A 23,582-nucleotide genomic window follows, 5' to 3' on the forward strand; every position below is an offset into this window, starting at 1 on the left:
CGGACAATCCGCAATTGTGAGGCACAGGTGATGGCAAAACAGGCGCGCGCGGCGGCCACCCGCCATCAGGTGCTCGAAGGTGCGGCACTCAGCTTCGAGAAGCTCGGGTACGGCGGCGCGAGCCTGAGCGGCATCCTCTCCTACGCCGATGTCACGAAGGGCGCCTTGTACTTTCATTTCGAGTCCAAGGAGGCTCTCGCCTGGGCGGTGATCAAGGAACAGCACGCCATGGCGATGCTGGCGGCGCAGCGCGTGCTCGCGACGGCGCAGTCGCCGATGGAGGCGATCCTGTTGTGCGCCAAGGAGATGGCGCGCCAGCTGCTGACCGAGCCCATCGTGCGCGCCGGCGTGCGACTCACCCTGGAGCTCGGCACGTCCCGTGGTCCGGCCACCGACCCGTACATCGACTGGACCGATACCCTCGTCGCTCTCGCCGGCAAGGCGAGGCAGGCGGGCGAACTGCGCGAGTCCGTCGATCCCGCGGCGCTCGCCCGGTTCCTGGTCAGTTCGTTCACCGGAATGCAATTGGTGTCCGAGGCGCTGACCGGACGCGCCGACCTGTACGAGCGCCTGGCCGACATGTGGGCGCTGCTGCTGCCCTCGATCGCGTCGCCCGACATGCTGCCCCGCCTGCTCGAACTCGCCGCGTTCCGCGACGACGTCGCTTCCTGACGCGAACTCAGACTCCCGGCGGCCTCGGATCCGGGGATGCGGGGGCGGCCTGCGGAAGGTCGAGCGGCTGCGACTGCGTCGGCGCCGTCTGGACGACGGCAATGCGCGGACCGGCCGGAGGTGCATCCACCGAGCAGATCGTTCCGAAGACGCCGAGTCCGCCGAACAACGCCAGTAACCCGTAGGCCAGGTACGTCGACGTCCGTTCGACAGCCGATTTGGATTCACCCTCCGACACCGCGGCGGTACGCCGCAGGTAGACGGTCCGGGTTTCGCGGGGCATTCGAGTGAGTTCAACCATGTGGCTCTTCTTCGCCTGATTCGTCGGTGCGGGGGTGTCGGGTCGACGCTTCGAGTGTGTCGTGATGCCGCGCGGGTGTCCGTACCCCCAAGGGATGGAATCAGTGACACCCAGGGGTTCGGCGGCCCGCGGTGGAAGCGACGAGCGAGCGGTGGTTATGATCCGGACCACACTGATGTTGTACGCAATGCGGGATCATTGCCCGCTTTGCGTACATCGCGCGAGTATTGCCGGAGCAGGAAGGCCTCGAATGACGACCACCGAGGAACCGACTCGCAGCGAGGACGTGCCGACCCGCACCCCTCGCTTCGAACGACCACCGTGGCCGCCCGCCGGCCCGCGCCGCCTGATCGGCGACCTCGGCGGGACCTACGTCGCCAACGGGCTGATCGGGTTGATCTTCTCCGCGACGGGGCCCGTCGCCGTGATCCTGGCCGCCGGTTCCGCGGGCGGACTGTCGCCCCAGCAGATGGCATCGTGGATCTTCGGCGTCTTCTTCCTCAACGGCATCCTGACCGCGCTCGCCAGCTGGCTGTACCGTCAGCCGCTCGCGTTCTTCTGGACGATCCCCGGCACGATCATCGTCGGTGGCTCGCTCACACACTTGTCGTGGCCCGAGGTGCTCGGCGCGTTCGTCGTCAGCGGAGTCCTCATCCTCGCCCTCGGCCTGACCGGGCGGGTGCGGCAGGTGATGGCCATGCTGCCGATGCCGATCGTCATGGCCATGGTGGCCGGAGTCTTCCTGAAGTTCGGTACCGACCTGGTCCGTGCCGTGGGAACCGATGCGGCCGTTGCCGTTCCGATGGTCGTCGCGTTCGTCGTCCTCGGGTCCCGGGCCGCGTTCGGCCGGTGGATGCCGCCCATCCTCGGGGCCCTGCTCGTCGGCGCTGCCGCGGTGGCGATGACCGGTCGATTCCACCTCGACGGTGCGGATACGCACTGGATCGCGGCACCGATGCTGCAGGCCCCGCAGTTCACCTGGCAGGCGATCGCCGAACTGGTGGTCCCGCTGACGATCACGGTGATCGTCGTGCAGAACGGCCAGGGTGCGGCCGTGTTGAAGTCGGCCGGTCACGCGGCACCCATGAACGTCGCCACCGTCGCGTGCGGGATCTGGTCGCTCGCCTCGGCCGCGGTCGGCGCCGTCTCCACCTGTCTGACGGGGCCGACCAACGCCCTGCTGGTGGCATCGGGGCAGCGCGTGAGGCACTACACGGCCGCCGTCGTCTGCGGTGTGCTCGCGATGGTCGTCGGCGTGTTCGCCCCGTTGTTCGTTCAGCTGATGCTGGCCACCCCGGTCGCATTCGTCGCGACGCTCGGCGGGCTGGCGATGCTCAGGGCGCTCCAGGGTGCGTTCGTCGCCGCGTTCAGCTCCCGATACACGCTCGGTGCGCTCGTGACATTCCTGGTGACCGTGTCGAACGTGCAGTTCCTGAACATCGGGGCCGCATTCTGGGGGCTCCTCGCCGGACTACTGGTGTCCCGGGTGATGGAATCGGGCGATTTCCGGACCGCGTGATTGTCACCGCTTCCGCCGCCACCACCGGGTGACGGCCGGGGGTCGGTCCGGTTCCGGTTCCGGGCGCGCCGTCACCGGCGGCTTCCGTACCGGCCTGCCCTGCTCCCGCCAGGTGACGACGACCTCGTCCGCGTCGACGGGGCTCACCGGGATCCGTGGACCGGAGGGCGCCCGCAACCAGGCGACGATCTGCAGGTTGAGCTGGGCGACCACGTCCCGCACCGCCTGTTCGGACGGCAGACCCCGGATCGTGTCGGGCAACCGTTCGATCTCCTTGCGCAACTGCAGCGGCGTGGGGAGCAACGAGTCGGTGGGCAGATTCTCGCGGCGGAGGTAGTTCTTCACCCACCACAGTTCGTCGTCGACGTCGCCGGCGGGAATCGGTTTACCGGCGCCGGGGAGATCGTCGAAGTCGCCGCGCTCCTGAGCCAGCCGGATCTGCTTGTCGATCCAGCTCTCGAAGCTCACCCCGGGAGGTTTGCGCTCGGTCACGAACGCCATTCTTCCAGCGCCGGGTTCAGCCCGCTTCGGGATCGGCTCCCGTGTAGAACGCGGTCGTCCGGTCGCCTGCCGCGATCACAGGTGAGTACCTCGCCACCGGCGTTGCCCTCGAGCCGGTAGCGGCCATGCAGGCGCAGATCACCCGTCACCGGGATCATCGATCGCTCTCTCGTGTCGTGTCGCTTCCGTCCTCACCGGACAGTCGTTTCTCGCGCCGCCCGCGCGCACTTGCCATTGCGCATTCTTCCTTTTACTGTGACACCTCGTCTCAGTTAACTATACCCGCCGCCGGATACCAGACCCAGCACCCCCTTCGCCACCTCAGGAAAGACACGATGATCGAGATCCATCACACCGCCGTCGCCGGCGCACCGGTCGCAGTCGCGTTCGATTACGTCGACGACTACCACCACGTTCCGTCCTGGCTGTTCGGGATCACCCGATTCGATCCGATCGGCGAACGGGATCGCGGGCTCGGCGCGGTGTACGACGCCGCCATGAAGATCGGACCCAAGACCCTCGGCTCGGTCGTGAAGGTCACCGGGTGGGAGCAGAATGCGCTGATCGAACTCGAGGCCGTCGACGGTCTCTACACGCACTCGCGGTGGCAGTTCGAGGCCGTCGGCGCGACCGAGACCCGCCTGACCGTCGACTTCCGCTACGACCTTCCCGGCGGACTCGCAGGCAAGGCGCTCGGCAGGATCATCGAACCGTTCGTCGCGCAGGCGATCCGCCACACCGAGGCCACGCTGCGGCGTCAGATGGAGGAAGGCGCGGGCCGGTCGGCCTGACCCGCGTCACGGCCTCCGTGCCGCTGTTCCCCTCGTGTGACGAGTGGAACAGCCGGCACCTGTATACATAGATAGTTAGCCTATGTAACATCTTTTCCATGGACGACGACACACGGCTGCAGAGCCTGCTCGTCGACCTGGTCACGAATTCTCACCGATTCACCAGGCTCGCGAGCTCCTTCGGATCCGAGGATCACCCCCGGCCGTGGACACGTGCGCTCGCCCTGCTCGACGACCACGGCGAGCTCCGCATCAGCGAGTTCGCCCGCATCGACCGATGCTCGCAACCGTCCGCCACCGCCCTGCTCCAGAAGCTGGCCGACCGCGGCTACGTAGCCCGCCGGCCCGACCCGGACGATGCCCGGGCGGTCCGAGTGTCCATCACGAACCCGGGACGCGAATGGCTGACCGTCGCCCGCCACGAGATCGCGGGCGCACTCGCCCCGCACTTCGCGGACCTCGAAGCCGAGCAACTCGAACGACTGACGCAGGGCCTGTCGGAACTGCGGTCGATCGTCCAGTCGTCAGCCCGTTCCTGACAACCCACCGTCACAACACCCCGACGTACCCCGAAGGAGGTGGCCGTGAGCACCACGACCGTCACGAACAGCACATCCAGCGAGGCACCGCCAAGCCTCCTCCACCAGCCGAAATCGGTCTGGGCAGTCGCCTTCGCCAGCGTCATCGCCTTCATGGGAATCGGCCTCGTGGACCCCATCCTCAAGCCCATCGGCGAACAACTGGACGCGACGCCGTCCCAGGTGTCACTGCTGTTCACCAGCTACATGCTGGTCACCGGCGTCGCAATGCTCATCACCGGAGTGGTGTCGAGCCGGATCGGCGCCAAGAAGACGCTCCTCACCGGTCTCGCCGTCATCGTCGTGTTCGCGGCGCTTGCCGGAAGCTCCGGCACCATCGACCAGATCGTCGGTTTCCGCGCCGGCTGGGGCCTGGGTAACGCCCTCTTCATCGCCACCGCGCTCGCAGCCATCGTCGGCGCGGCCAGCGGCGGCGTCGCACGGGCCATCATCCTGTACGAGGCCGCACTGGGCATCGGCATCGCCGTCGGCCCGCTGGTCGGCGGAGTCCTCGGCAACATCAGCTGGCGCGCACCGTTCTTCGGCGTCGCCGCCCTGATGGCCGTCGCGTTCATCCTCATCGTCGTGATGCTGCCATCCGCCCCGAAACCGGAGCACCGCACGTCGATCGCCGCGCCGTTCCTCGCCTTGCGCCACCGCGGCCTGTTCACCGTCGCGATCACCGCACTGCTCTACAACTACGGCTTCTTCACACTGCTCGCGTACACGCCGTTCCCGCTCGACATGGGCACGTACTCGATCGGATTCATCTTCTTCGGGTGGGGACTCGCACTGGCGATCGCATCGGTGTTCCTCGCCCCGCGGCTGCAGCGACGCTTCGGCACCCTGCCGATGATGATGCTGGCCCTGGCGCTGTTCGCCCTCGACCTCGCCATGATGGCCGCATTCACCGACAGCAAGACCGTGCTGATCGTCGGTGTCGTGCTCGCCGGGCTCTTCCTCGGTGTCAACAACACCCTCATCACCGAGACCGTGATGATCTCCGCTCCCGTCGAGCGGTCGACGGCGTCCGCGGCGTACAGCTTCGTCCGCTTCGTCGGTGGCGCCGCAGCACCGTGGGTCGCGGGCAAGCTCGGTGAGAGCAACATGCACATGCCGTTCTGGGTCGGCGCCGCCTGCACCGCCGCCGCGATCCTCGTGCTGGCGACCGGACGCAAGGTCCTCGCCCACGTCGACGACCACGACCCGGAACCGCACAGCGTCGAGGAAGCACTGGCCGTCACGGCCGCCGACGCCGACTGACAACCCCAGGTGAGTGGCGAAGTGTGCCCCGGCACGCTTCGCCACTCACCTGTGTGGTCAGAGGTTCAGGTCGGGAAGACCGAGCAGCGAGCGGTACTCGAGCCCCTCGGCCGCGATGATCTCGTCGGCCCCGGTCGCCCGGTCGACGACAGTCGCGACACCGACGACGATCGCCCCGACGTCCCGCAGCGCCTTCACCGCGGTGAGTGGGGAGTTACCCGTGGTGGTCGTGTCCTCGACCACCAGGACGCGCTTGCCGACGACGTCCGGACCCTCGATCTGCCGCTGCATCCCGTGCGCCTTCGCCGCCTTGCGCACCACGAACGAATCGATCGGCCTGCCCGGAGCGTGCATCACGGCCATCGCCACCGGGTCGGCGCCCATCGTCAGCCCGCCGACGGCGTCGAAATCCCAGTCCGCCACCAGTTCACGCAGCAGCTTCCCGATCAGCGGGCCGGCCTCGTGATGCAATGTGGCGCGGCGCAGATCCACGTAGTAGTCGGCTTCCTTGCCCGAAGACAACGTCACCTTGCCGTGCACAACAGCCAGCTCACGCACCAACGCGGCCAGATCCTCGCGATCACTCATGCCCGAAACCCTACCCAGTCCTACGTGCGGGCACGCCCCCGGCCGAACACGTTGGTCAACCGCCGGACCAGACTCTTCGGGACGAGACGACCGACGGTCGTGAGGACCTTGTACTGCACGCCGGGGATGCTGACGACCTTGCCGTTCTCCAGATCGGACAGCGACGCCGCGACCACCTGATCGACGCTCAGCCACATGGGCTTCGGAATCGAGCTCATCTCGATGCCCGCGCGCTCGTGGAACTCGGTGCGGATGAACCCGGGGCACAGCGCCTGGATCCGCACCCCCGTGCCGCCCAGCCCGTTCGCCAAACCCTCGGAGAACGAGATGACGTACGCCTTGCTCGCCGAATAGGTCGATCCCCGCCCGGACAGCAGGCCGGCAACGCTCGCCACGTTGACGACGGTGCCGTTGGCCGCCGCGATCATGCCGGGCAACGCCGCGCGGGTCAGCTGCATCACGGCGGTGACGTTGACGTCCAGCTGGGACTGCAACAGCTCCGGCGTCGCGGTCCAGAATTCACCCGAGGTGCCGAATCCAGCGTTGTTGACGAGCACCTCGACGCCCTTGCCGAGTCGCTGCGCCACTTCCTCGCGCCCGGACGCCGTCGCCAGATCGGCTTGCAGGATCTCGGATTCGGTGTCGAACAACGCCTTCATCTCGTCGGCGAGGGCGCGGAGGCGGGTCTCGTCACGGGCGACGAGCACGAGGTCGTAACCGAGAGAAGCGAACTTCCTCGCGAAGCCGGCACCGAGCCCCGAAGTCGGGCCGGTGACGAGGGCAACAGGTCGGGCGGAACTGGGGGGCGTCGACATACCGGTGACGGTAGCAAGGCACTGCCCGCCTGTGCGCGGTTGACGAGTCCTGGGACTCCTCAGGCACTCACGGGCGCGGAGCGCCTGGGGCCGGCTTGCGTGGTGGCGCGGGCCGCGCGTCAGCCGGGGCGCCTTCCCGCAGTCGCGGCCTGCTCGGGTCGTGATGCCCGCGGTCGAGTCCACGCGGCTCGGTGACCGGGGGCAGGACGTGCAGGATGCCGGACAGCCGGGCGACGGCCTCGATGGCCGAATCCCACTCCCGTCCGCTGCTGCCGATGGGCAGCGAACCGAGGGTCCATTCGCCTTCGCTCCACAGCATGTTCACGTGCGGCGGCACCGACTCGGTGAACGCGACCATGCGCTGATCGCAGACCCTGCGGGCGATCTCGAGGTCGGTGGCGAACACCACCCGCGGTCCGATGGCCCCGAGGAGTTCGAGATCCGAATCCTTCGGCGGCGGGGTCGACTTGAGCCGCAGGTCGATGTCGACGTCCGAACCCACCCGGCGACGCACCGCGACGATGGTCGCGGTCTCCTCGAGGTCGAACAGGATGAACGACTCACCCCGGCGTTCGCCCTTCACGACGTCGATGGCGCTGAGGTACTCCTGCTTGGCCAGTGCGGCGCGGTGGAACTGGGCCGGCAGCCGGTCTTCGACGTTGTCGTAGGTGTAGCCCTGGGCCTTGGCCCAGATCTGCCGCACCCGACCCGTCTGATCACGACGCGAGCGATCGAAATAGAGCAGCGCGCACGCGCCTGCGAGTGCGATCAACGCCAGTACGAACCACATTCCGGTCATCGATGATCAGCCTAGCGAGTCGACGGCGTAACGAGGGTAGGCGGTACCGGGACACCCCGTGTCGGTTTTGCCCGGACTCGTCAACTCAGTTGCCGCCGAGCTTCGGCAGTTCGGTGCTGATGATCGTCTCGGCCGTCATCGTGCCGTTCTCGACCTTCGTTCCCTGAACCATGACGGTGAATCCGGGCTTCAGGTCGGCGACCGTCGCGCCGTCGAGTGCGATCACATTCGTCTGCGCGTTCGTCTGGACCGTCACCTGGGAACCGCCGATGACGTCGAGGGTGAGAGTGGAGCCGTCGTTGGCGCTGATCGTTCCGAACGCGGCGCCCGCCGCGCCGATGGCCTCACCGATGCCGCCGGGGAGTTGGTCGAGCGGCGACTCCGACGTGGTCGACGGCGGTGGTGTCGTCTTCGGCGGCGCGGTGGTGGCGGGTGGTCGGGACGTAGTCGGGCCCGCCGCCGTGGTGCTCGAGGAGTTGTTCGGCGCGGTCGTGAAGAGGGCGACACCGAAGCCGATGACGGCGATCAGCAGCAGCGCCGCCGCCGCGGCCGCGATCCACGTGCCGATCCGGCGGGGCTTCTTCTCCCCGGCGCCCTCGGCGGCCGGCGCCTGGTACTGCGAGCCCGGGTACTGGGCGTTCGGGTACTGGGCGTTCGGGTACTGACCCGTCGGATAGCCGCCCTGGTACTGCTGGGCATCGTAGGGCGGGTACGCCTGGGTGGCGTTCGGCGGCGGAGCCTGCTGGTCGTACCGCGGGTCGTAGGCCGGGTAGGCCTGCGTCGGGTGGGGCTGATTCTGCCCGTACGCCGTGGTCGGGTCGGACGTGTAGAACTGCTCGGTCGGCCGGCCGGCCGGACCCATGTGCTCCGTGCGCTGCTCGGGCGAGCCGATGTTCTCGGTCGGCTGGTCCTGCCGCGACCAGGCTTGGGTGGGGTCGGACTCCGTTCCGTCCGGCGTCCACGACTCCGTGCCGTCCGGTCTCCACGACTCCGTGCCGTCGTACGCGCGTTCCTGCGGGGTACGCGGATCGTCGGGGTTCGTCATGATCGGCCCCTCCCTCGGGTTCGTGTGGCCGGTGTCCTGCAGTTACGGAGGGTCCAGGGTAACGGCGAAACTTAAGACATCGCTGTGAATACACAGGTGAGTGGCACGGTGTGCGGGAGCACACCGTGCCACTCACCTGGGGTGGTCAGCCGAGGACGAGCGCGTCCCCGGTCTCGGACACCTTGACGGGGACGGTGTCACCGTCCTTGACGTCACCGGCGAGCAGCAGCTTCGCGAGCTGGTCGCCGATGGCCTGCTGGATCAGCCGGCGCAGCGGCCGGGCCCCGTACATGGGGTCGTAGCCGCGCACGGCCAGCCAGAAGCGGGCCGAATCGGACACATCCAGCGTCAGTCGCCGCGCCGCGAGCCGGCGGGACAGCTGGTCGAGCTGGATGTCGACGATGGATTCGAGCTGCTCTTCGGTGAGCGGTTCGAAGATCACGACATCGTCGAGCCGGTTGATGAACTCCGGCTTGAACGCGCGCCGCACCGCATCCATCACCTGCTCGCGTGATCCACCCGCACCGAGGTTGGACGTGAGGATCAGGATGGTGTTGCGGAAGTCGACGGTGCGTCCCTGCCCGTCCGTCAGCCGGCCTTCGTCGAGGACGGCGAGCAGAATGTCGAAGACGTCGGGGTGCGCCTTCTCCACCTCGTCGAACAGCACCACCGTGTACGGACGCCGCCGCACGGCCTCGGTGAGCTGGCCGCCCGCCTCGTACCCGACGTATCCGGGCGGGGCGCCGACGAGCCGGGCCACCGAGTGCTTCTCGCTGTACTCGGACATGTCGATGCGGACCATGGCGCGTTCGTCGTCGAACAGGAAGTCGGCGAGGGACTTCGCGAGCTCCGTCTTGCCGACGCCGGTGGGTCCGAGGAACAGGAACGAACCGGTGGGCCGGTTGGGGTCGGCGACTCCGGCGCGGGCGCGGCGGACCGCATCCGACACGGCGACGACGGCCTCTTCCTGACCGACGACCCGCTTGCCCAGTTCGGACTCCATGCGCAGCAGTTTGGCCGTCTCGCCTTCCATCATGCGGCCGGCGGGAATGCCGGTCCATGCCGCGACCACGTCGGCGACGTCGTCGGGACCCACTTCCTCCTTGAGCATGACGTCACCGTCGGCGGCGGCTCCGGACTCGCGGGCCGCCTGCTCGAGTTCCTTCTCGAGCTGCGGGATGCGGCCGTACCGCAGCTCCGCAGCGCGCCCGAGGTCGCCGTCGCGTTCGGCGCGTTCCTCCTCGCCGCGCAGGGTTTCGAGCTGCTCCTTGACCCCGCGGACGGAGTCGATGGCCTGCTTCTCGTTCTGCCAGCGGGTGGTCAGCTGATTCAGCTTCTCCCGTTCGTCGGCCAGCTCCTGACGCAGCTTCTCGAGCCGGTCCTTCGACGCCGCGTCGGATTCCTTCTGCAGCGCCATCTCCTCGATCTCGAGGCGGCGGACGATGCGTTCGACGGAGTCGATTTCCTCGGGTCGCGAGTCGATCTCCATCCGCAGCCGGGACGCGGCCTCGTCCACGAGGTCGATCGCCTTGTCCGGGAGGAACCGGGACGTGATGTAGCGGTCGCTGAGTGTGGCGGCGGCGACGAGCGCGGAGTCGGTGATGCGCACACCGTGGTGCACCTCGTACCGCTCCTTGAGCCCGCGCAGGATGCCGACGGTGTCCTCCACGGACGGTTCACCCACCAGCACCTGCTGGAAGCGACGCTCGAGGGCGGCGTCCTTCTCGATGTACTTGCGGTACTCGTCGAGCGTGGTCGCGCCGACGAGCCGCAGCTCGCCGCGGGCGAGCATCGGCTTGATCATGTTGCCCGCGTCCATCGCCGACTCACCGGTGGCACCTGCACCGACGATGGTGTGGAGCTCGTCGATGAACGTGATGACCTGACCGGCCGAGTTCTTGATGTCGTCCAGGACGGCCTTGAGCCGCTCCTCGAACTCGCCGCGGTACTTGGCGCCCGCGACCATCGATCCGAGGTCGAGGGAGATCACCGACTTGCCGCGCAGCGATTCCGGAACGTCGCCTGCGACGATGCGCTGGGCGAGCCCCTCGACAATGGCCGTCTTGCCGACGCCGGGCTCGCCGATCAGCACCGGGTTGTTCTTGGTCCGGCGGCTGAGGACCTGCACGACGCGGCGGATCTCGGTGTCCCGGCCGATCACCGGGTCCAGCTTGCCGTTGCGGGCCAGGGCGGTGAGGTCGGTGGAGTACTTCTCGAGCGCCTGGTAGGTCCCCTCGGGATCCGGGCTGGTGACGCGGGCACTGCCGCGGACGGTGGTGAACGCGTCACGCAGCGCCTCGGGGGTGGCGCCGTGCCGCTTCAGCAGTCCCGCCACGTCCGACTCACCCGAGGCGAGTCCAACCATCAGGTGTTCCGTCGACACGTACTCGTCGTCGAGTTCGGTGGCGAGGTGCTGTGCTGCGGTGAGTGCGGCGAGGGCCTCGCGGCCGAGCTGCGGTGTGGTCGTGGCGCCCGTCGTCTTGGGGAGCCGGTCGACGAGATCCTGCGCTTCACGATGGACCACGGTGGGATCGACGCCGACCGCCTTGAGCAGCGGGGCGGCGATGCCGTCGGTCTGATCGAGCAGGGCCACGAGCAGATGCGCGGGCCTGATGTCGGGATTACCGGCCGACGACGCCGACTGGAGCGCAGCGGTCATCGCGGCCTGGGTCTTGGTGGTCGGATTGAACGAGTCCACTGGTCACCTCTTTGGCGTTGTAGAGCGGTTCGCCGCCCGCGGCCGTGGGGCGCGTGGCGACGCTGTCATCATTCTTAACGCGCGAAGGGTTGAGTCTGTTCCGCTCAACTTTGGAATTTTTCCGCTACCCCCATCATGTCGCCTTGCGACGCCTCGCGGGGCGAGATGTCAGGCCTCGATCGCGGCCGCCATCATCGGCCATGACGAGGCGAGGTCGTCCCGCCAGTACCCCCACGAGTGAGTGCCGACCGGCCGGAGGTCCACCGTCGCCGGGATGTCCAGGGCGTGGAGTTTCTCGGCCAGCCGCGTCGTGCAGTCGTTGGTGACGGCCTCGAGGACACCGCCCACGACGACCTGCGTCGCGAGAGTGCGCCGGTCGCCGCCGACGGTCTGGGCGTCGAGGGTGTCGTACGGTCCCGGTAGCCCGCTGCCGTTGGAGATGTAGAGGGTGGTGCCCCGAAGTTTCTCGGCGTTGACGTACGGATCGTTCGCGGCCCACAGCGGATCGTTTGCCGAACCCCACATGTTCTCGGGGTTGCCGCCGAAATCCGAGACCGTGATCTCGACGAACCGGCGAGCCACCGGGTCGCTCGTCATCGCGCACCCGCTGTACGCACCGACGCTCTCGTAGAGCCCGGGCCTGGAGATCGCGAGGTTGAGGACGCTGGTGGCCGACATGGACAGCCCGGCGATGGCGTTCTTCCCGCTCGTCTCGAGCGCCGAGTCCACGATGGGCGGCAGTTCCTTCGTCAGGAACGTCTGCCATTTGTTCCGCCCCAGCTTCGGGTCGTCACGCTGCCAGTCCGCGTAATAACTGGACTGCCCGCCGAACGGGATGACCACGTTGACATTCTTGTCGGAGAAGAATTTCTCGACGTCCGCCTTCTGCTCCCAGCCGTACCGTTCGGAGTTCCCCTCCACGCCGCCGAGCATGTAGACGGTGGGGCGCTTCTCCGACGTGGCCCGGATGACACGGACGGTGACGTCCTTGTCCATGGCGGTCGAATGGACGGTGAAGTTCAGCTGCGATTCGCCCACGGGGATGACCTCGACCAACCGCGAACCGTCGGGCGCCTCGTCGGCCGAGATCGACTCGATCGTCGCCCGTGGCTCCGCGGAGACGACGCTGCCGCCGCTGATCATCGTCAGCGTCACGGCCGCCACGACAGCGGCAGTCCGGCCAACGCGGACCGAACTGGACATCCCCGGACGAAACCGACCACGATCCCGCGCACAGCCAACTCTCATGGGCCCCCCTCGGTAACGCTGCCTCATTACTGGATGCATCGTGCCTTGCCGGTGGTCACGGCTCACTGGCGACCCACCGAATTACCGGGCGTGCACGCCGAAGCGGCCGTTGCCGTAACCCGAGGTCCGCGCGAGAGACGGCTAGAATGCGGGTGTTCGCATCACCACGCACGCAAACAGGGGACGGCTTGACACGAGATTGCCTCGATCCGCTCGTGATTTCGCGTCTGCGCGCCAGCTTTTCGTCGATCGTGTCCGCCGACCAGGGACACGGCCGGCTCACCACCACGTTCTATTCCACCCTGTTCGCCGAGCACCCCGACTTCCGCGCACTCTTCCCGGCCGCGCTGGATCAGCAGGGTCATCGACTGTTCCAGGCGCTGCAGTTCGTCATCGACAACCTCGAGGACGCGGATCGCGTTCTCGGTTTCCTCAGCCAGCTCGGCCGTGACCACCGCAAGTACGGCGTCGACGGCAGGCACTACTTCGCGTCGCGCAACGCGCTGCTCGTGGCGGTGCGGAGTTCCTTCACCAAGGCCATCTGGACGCCCTCGCTGACTGCGGCCTGGACGGAACTGCTCGACCTCCTCCTGCACACGATGGCCGACGCCGCCGAGAACGACGACCTGCCCGCCGCGTGGGGCGCCACCGTCGTCGATCACGAACGCCGCCTCGACGACCTCGCGATCGTCCGCCTCGAGACCGACTCCCCCATCCCCTACGGCGCCGGCCAGTACCTCAGCGTCCAGATCCCGCAACGGCCCCGCATGTGGCGCTATCTGTCGGCGGCCATCCCCGCCAACCCGTACGGGCAGCTCGAATTCCATGTGCGCCGCGTGTCGGGCGGGTGGGTGAGCCCCGCCATCGTCAACGAGACGCAGGTCGGCGACCGGTGGTTGCTCAGCTCCCCCCTGGGTGGTCTCGAGGTCGACCGGGACAGCGGGCAGGACGTCCTGATGATCGGTTCGGGAACGGGCATCGCCCCGCTGCGCGCACAGGTGATGGAAATGGCGATGCGGTCGAACAATCCGCGGGTCCACATGTTCGTGGGGGGCAAGTACCCGTGCGACCTGTACGACATCGAGACCCTGTGGCACCTGTCGTTGAGCAATCCGTGGCTGACCGTCGTTCCCGTGTCCGAGGAGGACGAGGACCCCTGGTGGCACACGGCCCCGGCCCCCGAGGCGCCGCCGGGGTTGCATCAGCGACTCCAGGGACAACTCGGACGCGTCGTCGCCCGGTTCGGGTCGTGGGCGGATCGGCAGATCCAGATCTCCGGTTCGCCGGCGATGATCAAGACCACCATGTATGCCTTGCAGGGCGGCGGTACCCCACCCGAACTGATCCGGCACGACCCCTTGATCTAGCCGCGCGGCCAGTCGCCGCCCACTCCGCAATCCGGTTCGACAGTCGGGAGAGCATCACGCCATGCAAGCCACGCAGACCACCTGGACCAGCACCGTCGTCGAACATCATCGTTTGCGGCACGACCTCGCCGTGGTCCGTCTCGTCGGCGACTACGTTCCCTTCCAGCCGGGCCAGTACGTGGACGTGAGCGTGCCCCAGAACCCGCGGCTACTCCGAAGGCTCTCCCCCGCGCTTCCCCCGTCGCTGGACGGCAAGCTCGAATTCCACGTTCGCACGGTCCCGGGTGGCTGGGTCAGCGGCGACATCGTCACCGACACCTCGCCCGGCGATCAGTGGCAGATCCTCGAACCTCGCGGCACCATGTCCGTCGACGAGGACGGACCGGACGTCATCATGATCGCCGGCGGCACCGGCCTGGCCCCGTTCCGGTCGATCCTGCTGGATCTGTCGCGTCGGCCGAATCCGCCGCGAGTGTTTCTGTTCACGGGCGACCGGACGCCGCGGGATCTCTACGCGTCCGACATGCTCTACCTGCTGCTGCAGAACCTGCCGTGGCTCACCGTCATTCCCGTCGTGGAGAACGTCGTGAATCCCGACTGGACCGACGAATGGTACGAGCGCACCAGAGTGGATGTGGGGTTCACCGAGGACGACCTCATCGAGGGCACGCTGCCCGACGTCGTGACGTCCTACGGCGCGTTCACCGAGCACCAGGTGCTGGTGTGCGGGTCGGCAGCGATGGTCCGCGCCACCCTCGACCGTCTCCGGGACACCGGAACACCCACGGAGAACATTCAGTTCGACCCGTACTGAGCCTGGCCGATCAGTAGGACGGGTCGTGCCGGATGTTCTCCGGCGGAGTCCCCGCCGCGTGCAGCCGGAACTTGGTGGTGTTGATCATCGCCTCGGAGCCCACGAGTTGGATGTCGCGCTCGGCCCACGTGCCGAAGTCGGCGACGACCTGCCCGACCTTGCCGGTCAGTCTGCGGTGCATGCCGGGCAGTGTGGCGCTGCTCGGCCCGGTGTACCACCACGGGTCCTCGTCCTCCTCGGTGACCGGGACGACGGTCAGCCACGGATTCTGCTCCGCGAGCGCCCACAGGGTGCCCAGGTCGTAGAGGTCGCAGGGGTACCGGCCGGCGAAGAACAGATGGACCCGGCGGTCCTGGCCGCGGTGCGACATCTGGAGGATCTGCGCGCGCAGCGGGGCGATCCCCGTGCCCGACCCGATCATCAGGATGTCGCGACCGTTGTCGTAACGGACCCCGAGGTCGCCGAGCGGGGATCCGACGACCCACCGCTCGCCGACGAGGGTCTGACCGACGATGGCGGGGCTGACCCAGCCACCCGACACGCGGCGGACATGGAATTCGATGATGCCCTGGTCGTTGGCCGGGTTGGCGGGCGACAGGTACCGCCACATCCGGGGACGCGACGGGACCTGAACGCTCACGTACTGACCGGCGGTGTACGTCATCGGTTCGTCGAGTTGGAGGCGGACGATCGAGACGTCCTTCCGGACCGGGAGGTGTTCGAGCACGGTCGCGCCCCACGCCGGCGGGCCACTCTCGGCGTTGGCCGCATCCATCATGGTGGCGGCGACGACCGCGAGGACGTCGCGCCAGGCCTGCTCGAGTTCGTCGGTCCACGGCTCGGTCGAGGGGAACTGTTCGACCGCGGCGATCAGGGAGTTGCCGACGGCGACGTAGTGCTTGTCCTCGATCCCGTACTTGCGGTGGTCCCGGCCGAGCTGGGCGAGGTAGGCGAGGATCTGCCCGGAGTCCTCCTCGAGTCGCTCGATCACGTACTGGACGGCAGCGATCAGCCGGTCGCGTTGCTCGTCCATGGCGGCGGGGAAGAAGTCGCGAGCTTCGGGATACCGCGCGAACAGCAGGGCATAGAAGGACCGCGAGAGCGCCTGCGGCCCGTCCGGCACTGCCGCGATGGCCTTGAAACTCGACCGGACCAGCGATATTGCCTGTGAATCCACCGCGCATCCTCGTCACCGACTGAACGCGGCCCCGCCGCGAAGTACTTGGGCAGACTATAGGCGGGGGCGCCACGCCGCAGACCAGGTCCCTTGTTTTCCGCCCTGGTCGTGCTATCCGACCGCTCGGTCTGCACTCTCCCAGTAGCGGGAGCGCAGCGCCTTCTTGTCCAGTTTGCCGAGCGGGGTCAGCGGCAAGGTGTCGACGAAGTCGATCGACTTGGGGGCGTGAACGGAGCCTTTCGCCGCGCGCACCCGTTCGACGAGTTCTGCGGCGTCCACCGACTGCCCGGCCCGCAACACCACGCACGCCTTGACGGCCTCGCCCCACTTCTCGTCCGGAACCCCGACCACCGCCACCGAGGCGACCGCCGGGTGCGCCGAGATGACGTCCTCGATCTCCCGGGGGAACACGTTGAATCCGCCGGTGACGATCATGTCCTTCTTGCGGTCGACGATCGTCATGAATCCGTCTTTGTCCTTGCGCGCGACGTCGCCCGTGTGCAGCCATCCGCCCCGGAACGCCTCGGCGGTCTCAGCGGGCTTCTTCCAGTACCCCTTCATGACCAGCGGGCCTCGGACGCAGATCTCGCCCAGCTCACCCTGGGGGACCTCGTTCAAGTCGTCGTCGAGCAGTGCGACGTTCAGCCAGGGCACCGGACGCCCGCACGTCGCGAGCCGGCTGGGATCGTCCGCCACGTGCTCCTCTTTCCGCAGCACCGCGATGGTCATTCCGCATTCGGTCTGGCCGTAGAACTGGAAGAAAATCTGGCCGAACTTCTCGATTCCCTCCTTCAGCCGGGCCGGCGACATCGCCGAGGCCCCGTAGAACAGGGTCTGCAGGCTGGACACGTCCCGCTTCGGCAGGTCGGGGTGATCCATCAGCAGGTAGATCATGGTGGGGACGAGCATGGTGGCCGAGATCTTGTGCTTCTCGATCGCCTCGAGGACGGCGCCGGGTTCGAACGCGGGCAGCACGATCAGCGCGCCGCCGCGCAGCAGCGTCGGAATGAAGAACGCCGCGCCGGCGTGCGAGAGCGGTGTGCAAATGAGGAATCGCGGCTGGTCCGGCCACTGCCATTCGGCCATCTGGATCTGATTGAGCGTCGCGCCGGACTGGTAGGAGCCGACGACGCCTTTCGGCTTGCCGGTGGTGCCGCCGGTGTAGACCATGCTGCTGTTGTCGTCGGCGGCCACGTCCGCTGCCCGCAGACGTTGCGGGGTAAACGTCTCGGCGAGAGCGAGGATGTCGGTACCCACCTCGGACGGCCCCAACGACAACACGTTCTCGATCGACGGCGACTGCGCCACCAGCTCGGCGGCGCGCTCCTCGAAGGCGGTGGGGTCGAAGATCAGGGTCTGGATCTCGGCGTCGCCGACGATGTACAGGTGGTCGTCGAGCGAACCCATCGGGTTCAGCGCGCTGGCACGGCACCCGGAGATCATGGTGGCGCCCATGCTGATGAGCACCTCGGGCCTGTTCTTCGACAGCATGGCGGTGCTCGTGCCCTTGCCGATCCCGAGCGAAGCCAGTGCCTGCGCAAAGCAACTGATCTGGTCGCGCATCTCACCGCCCGTGAGGACAACGTCGCCGAGGTAGAGCGCCGGCTTGTCGGTGTTGCGTTCCAGTGCAGTGATGAGGAGGTCTGCAGCGAAGGCGGGTCGATGCAGATCTGCGAACTCGTCGGTCATCTGTAATCCTTCTACTCCCGCGACGCCGAGGCGCATGGTCCGGCGGCCTGGATTTCCTGTGTCCTGGGTCACCGACACCCTAACCGGAAACCGACAAAACTGAAACCTGTTCCACCCCGCCGGGTGTGCCGAACGCCGCCTCCCGGGCGTGGCACGTCCGATACCGTGTGAACCATGAGTCCGCAGGACAGAGTGGCAGAACGGATCTCGACCGCGGCACGCCGCGCACACGTCTTCCTCGCGACCGCGGAATCACTCACCGGCGGGCAGATTTCGTGCCTCCTCGGCGCCGCGCCCGCCTCCTCCGACTGGTATCGGGGCAGCGTGGTCGCCTATTCCAGCGAGGTGAAACACCGGGTTCTGCAGGTGCCGGACGGTCCCGTCGTCAGCGAGACCAGCGCTCGCGCGATGGCCGGCGCGGTCGCCGAACTGCTCGGCGCCGACATCGCCGTCGCCGTGACCGGTGCGGGCGGCCCCGACCCTCAGGACGGGCAACCGCCGGGCACCGTCTGGTTCGGGCTCTTCGCCCGCGGCCGGATCGACACCGAGATGCGCCGATTCGACGGCGATCCGCAGGACGTCGTGACCGCCACCACCGAACACGCTCTGGTGCTCCTGGAGCAGGCGCTGGCCTCCGTCCCCGGCTGAACTCCTTGCCGTCGCGTAAAGATCCGCGAGCCGGGTAAACGTCCGAGAGGGCACCTCTACACCCGAGGAGGATTTCCGTGCCGAAGACCACCGAAGGCGGCAAGCCGAAGAAGAGCGAACTCCCCGGGACTCTGAAGAAGTCGTCCGAGAAGGCGCAGCGCACGTTTGCGAAGGTCTACGACTCCGCCATGGACCAGTACGGGGACGAGGAACGGGCGCACCGGGTCGCGTTCGACGCACTGAAACACAGCTACGAAAAAGTCGGCGACCACTGGGAGGCCAAGGAGGAGAAGGGCCCCTCGGACGACCGGGCGAAGAGCGGCGGCCCGAACCCGTCCGGTGAGACGGCCGAGGGCGTCGATGCCAACGCGAGCAAGGAACATCTGATGCACATCGCGCAGCGACTCGACATTCACGGCCGGTCCACCATGACCAAGGACGAGCTCGTCGACGCGATCGAGAAGGCGAATCGGAGAGCGGGATGAGAGCCGTCACCTGGCAGGGCAAACGGAAGGTCAGCGTGGACACCGTCTCCGACCCGGTGATCGAACAGAAGACCGACGCGATCGTCGAGATCACCACCACCAACATCTGCGGCTCCGACCTCCACCTGTACGAGGTGCTCGGCGCGTTCATGAACGAAGGCGACATCCTCGGTCACGAGCCGATGGGCGTCGTCCGCGAGGTCGGGTCCGAGGTGACCGACGTGAAGGTCGGCGACCGGGTGGTCATTCCGTTCCAGATATCCTGCGGCAGTTGCCACATGTGCGATCTGAAGCTGTTCACCCAGTGTGAGATCACCCAGACCCGGGACCACGGCATGGGCGCGGCGCTGTTCGGCTATTCGAAGCTGTACGGGAGCGTTCCCGGCGGCCAGGCCCAGTATCTTCGGGTGCCCCATATGAAGAACACTCACATCAAGGTCCCGGAAGGTCCACCGGACTCGCGTTTCGTGTACCTGTCCGACGTGCTGCCGACGGCATGGCAGGCCGTCGAATACGCGGACATTCCCGACGGCGGTTCCGTCGTCGTTCTCGGGCTCGGGCCCATCGGCGACATGGCGGCACGCATCGCCGCGCACAAGGGTTTTCGCGTCATCGGTGTGGATCTCGTGCCCGAGCGCCTCGACCGGGCGAAGGCGCGGCAGATCGAGACGGTAAACCTGAACGACGCCAAGGGCGACCTGGGCGACGTGATCCGGGAGATGACCGACGGCCGCGGTCCCGATTCCGTCATCGACGCGGTCGGCATGGAAGCGCACGGCTCCCCCGGGGCGAAGCTGTTGCAGCAGGTCACGTCCCTGCTGCCCGACGCCATCGCCGGACCGCTGATGTCGACGGCGGGAATCGACCGGCTCCACGCGCTGTACTCGGCGATCGACATCGTCCGGCGCGGCGGCACCATCTCCCTCGCCGGGGTGTACGGAGGAATGGCCGACCCGCTCCCGATGCTCACGCTGTTCGACAAGCAGATTCAGCTCCGGATGGGGCAGGCCAACGTGAGGCGGTGGGTCCCGGACATACTGCCGCTGCTCACCGACGCCGACCCCCTCGGCGTCGACACCTTCGCCACCCACGAACTGCCGTTGGACCACGCCCCGCATGCGTACGAGATCTTCCAGAAGAAGGAAGACGGCGCGGTGAAGATCCTCCTGAAGCCGTAATCCCCGGAAAGGAATTGCCCATGACATCCACAGAGACGTTGCGCGGCCGGAGGGTCGCGATCCTCGCCACCGACGGCGTGGAGGAAGTCGAACTCGTCGAACCTCGCACGGCAGTCGAGGGCGCGGGCGCGGAGGTGCGGCTGATCTCGCTGTCCCCCGGCAAGATCCAGGCCATGAACTCGGACGTGAACGAGGCAGGCACCTACGCCGTCGACGCCGTCGTCGGAGACGTGTCCGTCGGCGACTTCGACGCACTGATCCTGCCCGGCGGCACCACGAACCCCGACCACCTCCGGATGGACGAGTCGGCTGTCGGCTTCGTCCGCGATTTCGTCAATTCGGGCAGACCGGTGGGCGTGATCTGCCACGGACCCTGGACGTTGGTCGAGGCCGACGTCGTCCGCGGTCGCACTCTCACGTCGTATCCCAGTGTGCGCACCGATATCCGCAACGCCGGCGGAAATGTCGTCGACGAGGAAGTCGTGGTGGACAACGGACTGGTATCGAGTCGCAACCCGGGCGACCTCCCCGCGTTCTGCGCGAAGATCGTCGAAGAATTCGCCGAGGGCCGCCACCCGCAGTGACCGTTCGTCGGCAGGCGTCGTCATCCGGGGTCCGGGACCGTCACCACCACGCGGGTGCCCGCACCGGGTGAGGACGTGACGTCGAAGGTCCCGCCCAGGCTCTCGACCCGCACGATGTTCGACGCAAGCCCGATGTGCCCCTGCGCCACCCGTTCCGGGATGACGGCCGGATCGAAGCCGGCGCCGTCGTCGGCGACGGTCAACGTGATCCGCCCGCCGTCACGGTCGAGGGTGAGTTCGATCTTCGTGGCGCGGGCATGCCTGGTCACGTTGGTGAGCAGTTCCCGCGCCACCCGGTAGAGCAGTTCCTGGCAGTCCGGGTGGCCGACCTCGTCGAGGCTCACCGACATCTCGACCTCACCCCGGCGGTCGTGCAGATCCGCGAGTTCGCGCAGTGCCGCGGTAAGGCCCAGTTGCGCGAGCACCTGCGGATGCAGGGTGGTGACGGTGGAGCGCAGTTGCGCCGCGGTCTCGCGGAGGGCGGACTCGGCGGCGTCGAGCGTCTGGTCGGGGTGCCGCTCCAGGGCCCCCTCCACGTCGAGTCGGGCGGCGAGCACATTCTGCAGAGGCCCGTCGTGGAGGTACTCGGCCAGTTGCCTGCGCTCGCGTTCCTCGGCGCCCATCGACTCCGCGACCAGTTGCCTGCGCACGTCCATCAGCGAGATCACCGTCGCCGAGCGTCGGACCAGCACGTACGACAACGCCGTGGTGGCCGCCGCGAGCCACAGCAGGAACCCGAAGTACAGGTACACCTCGTCGGGGAAACCCACCGCGTCGTCACGTTTCGAGTAGACGATCCACACCGCCTGATACCCGACGGCGGTGCAGACCCCGACGATCGCCGTCAGACGCGGCCGGTACTGGAACGCCACCGAGATCGGCAACAGGAAGAACACCGGCAGCAGCACCGACGTCGCGCCGCCCGAGGCGACACACAGCGCCACGACCGCGGTGACGTCCGCCGCGGTCGATACCCAGCCCGCCCACGGCCCGACCTCCCGCACGAGGACGAAGATCAGCCAGCCGAGCGCGACCACGGCGTACCCGATCAGCAGTCCGGCGAAGACGTCGGGTTTCCAATGCGTCACGTGGATCACCGGCCCGAGGAGCGCCATCAGTCCGATCAGCGGTAGCCGCAGGGTGGCGGTCACCCGGACGGCCTCGGTGGTGTAGCGACGGACTACGCGGCTCCGGGACGGATGGGGCACGTTATTCCAGCAGACCGCGTCGCATCGCCTCCGCCACGGCTGCCGCGCGGTCGCTCACACCGAGCTTCTCGTACAGGCGCTGGACGTGGGTTTTCACCGTCGACGGGGCAAGATACAGTTCGCCGGCGATCGTGGGGATGCTCTGACCTTGCGCGATGAGCGCCAGCACTTCCTTCTCCCGACCGCTCAGCACCGGGCCCACCGGTTCACTGCGGCGGCGGACCTCCCCGGCCAGTCCGACGGCGAGGGAGGCCGGGAGGACGTCCCGGCCCTGGGCGCAGTCCAGGACTGCTTTCACGATTTCGGCCCGCGTCGACTCCTTCGGCAGGAAACCCGCGGCCCCCTCCTGCAGTGCGTGGTAGACGATCGCGGACTCGTCGTGCGCCGACAGCAGCAGGACCCGCGTGGTGAGTTCGGCCCGTCGCACGGCCGCGGCGACCTGGGAACCGTCCAGTTCGGGCATCCGGTAGTCGAGCAGGGCGACGTCGGGGGCGAGTTCGCGGATCAGGGCCAGCGCAGCCGCGCCGTCGTCCGCCTCGCCGACCACCTCGATGTCGCCACTCGCGACGAGGGCTCGAACGACACCGTCGCGGAAGATCGGGTGGTCGTCGCCCACCACGACCCGCACCGCGGCGCTCACTGCGACGTCCGATGCGGTGTGACTCCGGCGAAGTCCATGGCTCACTTTCTCACGAGACCCGGCCCGCGCGAGGCAGTTCGCCGCGCCCTGTCCCCCGATCGGGGGACACCGGATTCATCCCCGCCAAGGCCCTGTCGGTGGACAGACGGCGGCGCGCATCCGCGACATAGTTGTTGCACACCGGAAAGCGGGGAGATCGGAAACCGAAACCCCCACGGCCCCAGACCTTCCACCCCTCGAAGCGTCCGAACCCAGGAGAAGCCATCATGCGCACCAACGCCCGCCGCCGCGTCGCACTCTTCATCGCCCTGCCCGCCACCGCACTGGCCGTCACCGGATTCGCCATCGCCGCCGCCGGGGTCGCCAACGCCGGCACGATGCCGACGTCGGGACCCACGATCGCAATGACGATCAGCAACGACACCGATCTGCCGATGGTCCTCCAAGGGTGGTCGAACCCGTACGGGCAGTGGATTCAGGCGCCGTCGGACTACCTCGCCCCGCACAGCAGCGAGATCGTGAAGGCATACTCCACCGACCCGAACGGCGTAGAGGTCGACGCCACCTATTCACTCCCCGGCGGCGCCCAGGCCGTGTTCCGCGCCGACAACTACAGCAACACGACCGACGTGGACGGCACTCGCGTGGACGCCAACTTCGGCCACGCCTACGGCATCAGCAGCTGGATCGACTCGGGCTACCCGAACATGAACGCCGGCTACCACCTCTACGGACACCCCTGATCGACGAACCGACCATCCACCGAACCCTCGACGAAAGACCGAGAACATGTACACCAACGTCACCGAAACCCCCACCCCGACCGTCTCGCGCGCACTGTGGACCACCGAAGAGATCAAGGCACGTCTCGAGGTAATGGACATTCCGCGCTCGCACACCCGCCGCGGGCCCCGCTGGGGCAGCCGCGACCGATAAGCCGGGGGGCTGGGGGCTGAGCCGGGGGGCTGGGGGCA

At 67.7% G+C, this 23,582-nt stretch carries 25 protein-coding genes; 13 read left to right on the top strand and 12 right to left on the bottom strand.

Annotation, left to right across the window (positions count from 1 at the left end; all coding sequences use genetic code 11):
* Window positions 1-30: 30 nt before the first annotated feature.
* Complete coding sequence (locus RJ1_RS24180) at window positions 31-672, top strand: ScbR family autoregulator-binding transcription factor (protein ID WP_073364619.1); 642 nt, start codon at window positions 31-33, stop codon at window positions 670-672.
* A gap of 7 nt (window positions 673-679) precedes the next feature.
* Here RJ1_RS24180 and RJ1_RS24185 read toward each other — a convergent pair whose 3' ends face one another.
* On the bottom strand, window positions 680-973 hold the full coding sequence (locus RJ1_RS24185) for a hypothetical protein (protein ID WP_073364620.1): 294 nt from the start codon (window positions 971-973) through the stop codon (window positions 680-682).
* Between the two features lie 250 nt (window positions 974-1,223).
* On the opposite strand from RJ1_RS24185, the gene RJ1_RS24190 reads away from it, so the two are divergent.
* Window positions 1,224-2,492, top strand: a complete 1,269-nt coding sequence (locus RJ1_RS24190) for a benzoate/H(+) symporter BenE family transporter (protein WP_073364622.1) — start codon at window positions 1,224-1,226, stop codon at window positions 2,490-2,492.
* A gap of 3 nt (window positions 2,493-2,495) precedes the next feature.
* Here RJ1_RS24190 and RJ1_RS24195 read toward each other — a convergent pair whose 3' ends face one another.
* Window positions 2,496-2,993: a DnaJ family domain-containing protein gene (locus tag RJ1_RS24195; RefSeq protein ID WP_073364623.1), complete on the bottom strand. Its 498-nt coding sequence runs from the start codon at window positions 2,991-2,993 to the stop codon at window positions 2,496-2,498.
* Window positions 2,994-3,328: 335 nt separating this feature from the next.
* Between RJ1_RS24195 and RJ1_RS24200 the strand changes: the two genes are divergently transcribed.
* From RJ1_RS24200 to RJ1_RS24210, 3 genes are all read left to right on the top strand, one after another.
* Entirely contained in the window at window positions 3,329-3,784 is a 456-nt protein-coding gene (locus RJ1_RS24200; RefSeq protein WP_073364624.1) for an SRPBCC family protein, read from the top strand.
* A gap of 98 nt (window positions 3,785-3,882) precedes the next feature.
* Window positions 3,883-4,323 carry a MarR family winged helix-turn-helix transcriptional regulator gene (locus tag RJ1_RS24205; RefSeq protein ID WP_073364626.1) on the top strand — a complete coding sequence of 147 codons (441 nt, stop codon included), beginning with the start codon at window positions 3,883-3,885 and terminating at the stop codon, window positions 4,321-4,323.
* Window positions 4,324-4,362: 39 nt separating this feature from the next.
* A complete protein-coding gene (locus tag RJ1_RS24210) occupies window positions 4,363-5,625 on the top strand; it encodes an MFS transporter (protein ID WP_073364627.1) in 1,263 nt (420 codons plus the stop codon).
* A 57-nt stretch (window positions 5,626-5,682) separates the two neighbouring features.
* Here the strand turns inward: RJ1_RS24210 and pyrE are convergent, their stop codons facing one another.
* The 6 genes from pyrE to RJ1_RS24240 form a co-directional block, all read right to left on the bottom strand.
* Window positions 5,683-6,213, bottom strand: a complete 531-nt coding sequence (gene pyrE / locus RJ1_RS24215) for an orotate phosphoribosyltransferase (protein WP_073364629.1) — start codon at window positions 6,211-6,213, stop codon at window positions 5,683-5,685.
* Between the two features lie 20 nt (window positions 6,214-6,233).
* Window positions 6,234-7,028: an SDR family NAD(P)-dependent oxidoreductase gene (locus RJ1_RS24220; protein WP_073364630.1), complete on the bottom strand. Its 795-nt coding sequence runs from the start codon at window positions 7,026-7,028 to the stop codon at window positions 6,234-6,236.
* Between the two features lie 67 nt (window positions 7,029-7,095).
* Entirely contained in the window at window positions 7,096-7,818 is a 723-nt protein-coding gene (locus tag RJ1_RS24225) for a TtfA family protein (protein ID WP_073364694.1), read from the bottom strand.
* Window positions 7,819-7,912: 94 nt separating this feature from the next.
* A complete protein-coding gene (locus RJ1_RS24230) occupies window positions 7,913-8,872 on the bottom strand; it encodes a DUF5666 domain-containing protein (protein ID WP_073364632.1) in 960 nt (319 codons plus the stop codon).
* A gap of 145 nt (window positions 8,873-9,017) precedes the next feature.
* Complete coding sequence (clpB, locus tag RJ1_RS24235; RefSeq protein WP_073364633.1) at window positions 9,018-11,570, bottom strand: ATP-dependent chaperone ClpB; 2,553 nt, start codon at window positions 11,568-11,570, stop codon at window positions 9,018-9,020.
* Window positions 11,571-11,738: 168 nt separating this feature from the next.
* Complete coding sequence (locus RJ1_RS24240; RefSeq protein ID WP_073364635.1) at window positions 11,739-12,773, bottom strand: alpha/beta hydrolase; 1,035 nt, start codon at window positions 12,771-12,773, stop codon at window positions 11,739-11,741.
* Window positions 12,774-12,964: 191 nt separating this feature from the next.
* On the opposite strand from RJ1_RS24240, the gene RJ1_RS24245 reads away from it, so the two are divergent.
* Window positions 12,965-14,185: a globin domain-containing protein gene (locus tag RJ1_RS24245; RefSeq protein ID WP_073364636.1), complete on the top strand. Its 1,221-nt coding sequence runs from the start codon at window positions 12,965-12,967 to the stop codon at window positions 14,183-14,185.
* 61 nt (window positions 14,186-14,246) lie between these two features.
* Window positions 14,247-14,999, top strand: coding sequence for an FAD-binding oxidoreductase (locus RJ1_RS24250; RefSeq protein ID WP_073364638.1), 753 nt, complete (start codon window positions 14,247-14,249; stop codon window positions 14,997-14,999).
* A gap of 10 nt (window positions 15,000-15,009) precedes the next feature.
* Here the strand turns inward: RJ1_RS24250 and RJ1_RS24255 are convergent, their stop codons facing one another.
* The gene (locus RJ1_RS24255) at window positions 15,010-16,176 is read right to left on the bottom strand and encodes an FAD-binding oxidoreductase (RefSeq protein WP_073364639.1); all 1,167 of its coding nucleotides are present in this window, start codon (window positions 16,174-16,176) and stop codon (window positions 15,010-15,012) included.
* Window positions 16,177-16,287: 111 nt separating this feature from the next.
* Window positions 16,288-17,865 carry an AMP-binding protein gene (locus tag RJ1_RS24260; protein ID WP_073364641.1) on the bottom strand — a complete coding sequence of 526 codons (1,578 nt, stop codon included), beginning with the start codon at window positions 17,863-17,865 and terminating at the stop codon, window positions 16,288-16,290.
* 174 nt (window positions 17,866-18,039) lie between these two features.
* Between RJ1_RS24260 and RJ1_RS24265 the strand changes: the two genes are divergently transcribed.
* From RJ1_RS24265 to RJ1_RS24280, 4 genes are all read left to right on the top strand, one after another.
* Entirely contained in the window at window positions 18,040-18,513 is a 474-nt protein-coding gene (locus tag RJ1_RS24265; protein WP_073364642.1) for a CinA family protein, read from the top strand.
* Window positions 18,514-18,590: 77 nt separating this feature from the next.
* Window positions 18,591-18,998, top strand: a complete 408-nt coding sequence (locus RJ1_RS24270; RefSeq protein WP_073364644.1) for a ChaB family protein — start codon at window positions 18,591-18,593, stop codon at window positions 18,996-18,998.
* Window positions 18,995-20,176 (top strand): zinc-dependent alcohol dehydrogenase, encoded by a 1,182-nt coding sequence (locus RJ1_RS24275; protein ID WP_073364646.1) that lies wholly within the window; start codon window positions 18,995-18,997, stop codon window positions 20,174-20,176. Before RJ1_RS24270 ends, RJ1_RS24275 begins: the two co-directional genes overlap by 4 nt.
* A gap of 20 nt (window positions 20,177-20,196) precedes the next feature.
* Entirely contained in the window at window positions 20,197-20,760 is a 564-nt protein-coding gene (locus RJ1_RS24280; RefSeq protein ID WP_073364647.1) for a type 1 glutamine amidotransferase domain-containing protein, read from the top strand.
* Window positions 20,761-20,780: 20 nt separating this feature from the next.
* Here RJ1_RS24280 and RJ1_RS24285 read toward each other — a convergent pair whose 3' ends face one another.
* Window positions 20,781-21,968: a sensor histidine kinase gene (locus RJ1_RS24285; RefSeq protein WP_073364649.1), complete on the bottom strand. Its 1,188-nt coding sequence runs from the start codon at window positions 21,966-21,968 to the stop codon at window positions 20,781-20,783.
* Window position 21,969: 1 nt separating this feature from the next.
* Window positions 21,970-22,596: a response regulator gene (locus RJ1_RS24290; RefSeq protein WP_205415418.1), complete on the bottom strand. Its 627-nt coding sequence runs from the start codon at window positions 22,594-22,596 to the stop codon at window positions 21,970-21,972.
* Between the two features lie 278 nt (window positions 22,597-22,874).
* Between RJ1_RS24290 and RJ1_RS24295 the strand changes: the two genes are divergently transcribed.
* The gene (locus tag RJ1_RS24295; protein ID WP_073364652.1) at window positions 22,875-23,351 is read left to right on the top strand and encodes a hypothetical protein; all 477 of its coding nucleotides are present in this window, start codon (window positions 22,875-22,877) and stop codon (window positions 23,349-23,351) included.
* 46 nt (window positions 23,352-23,397) lie between these two features.
* Window positions 23,398-23,544 carry a hypothetical protein gene (locus RJ1_RS46830; RefSeq protein WP_162850374.1) on the top strand — a complete coding sequence of 49 codons (147 nt, stop codon included), beginning with the start codon at window positions 23,398-23,400 and terminating at the stop codon, window positions 23,542-23,544.
* Window positions 23,545-23,582 lie beyond the last annotated feature (38 nt).

Origin of the sequence: Rhodococcus jostii NBRC 16295 (assembly GCF_001894825.1) — a bacterium.
GTDB classification, from domain to species: Bacteria; Actinomycetota; Actinomycetes; order Mycobacteriales; family Mycobacteriaceae; genus Rhodococcus_F; species Rhodococcus_F jostii.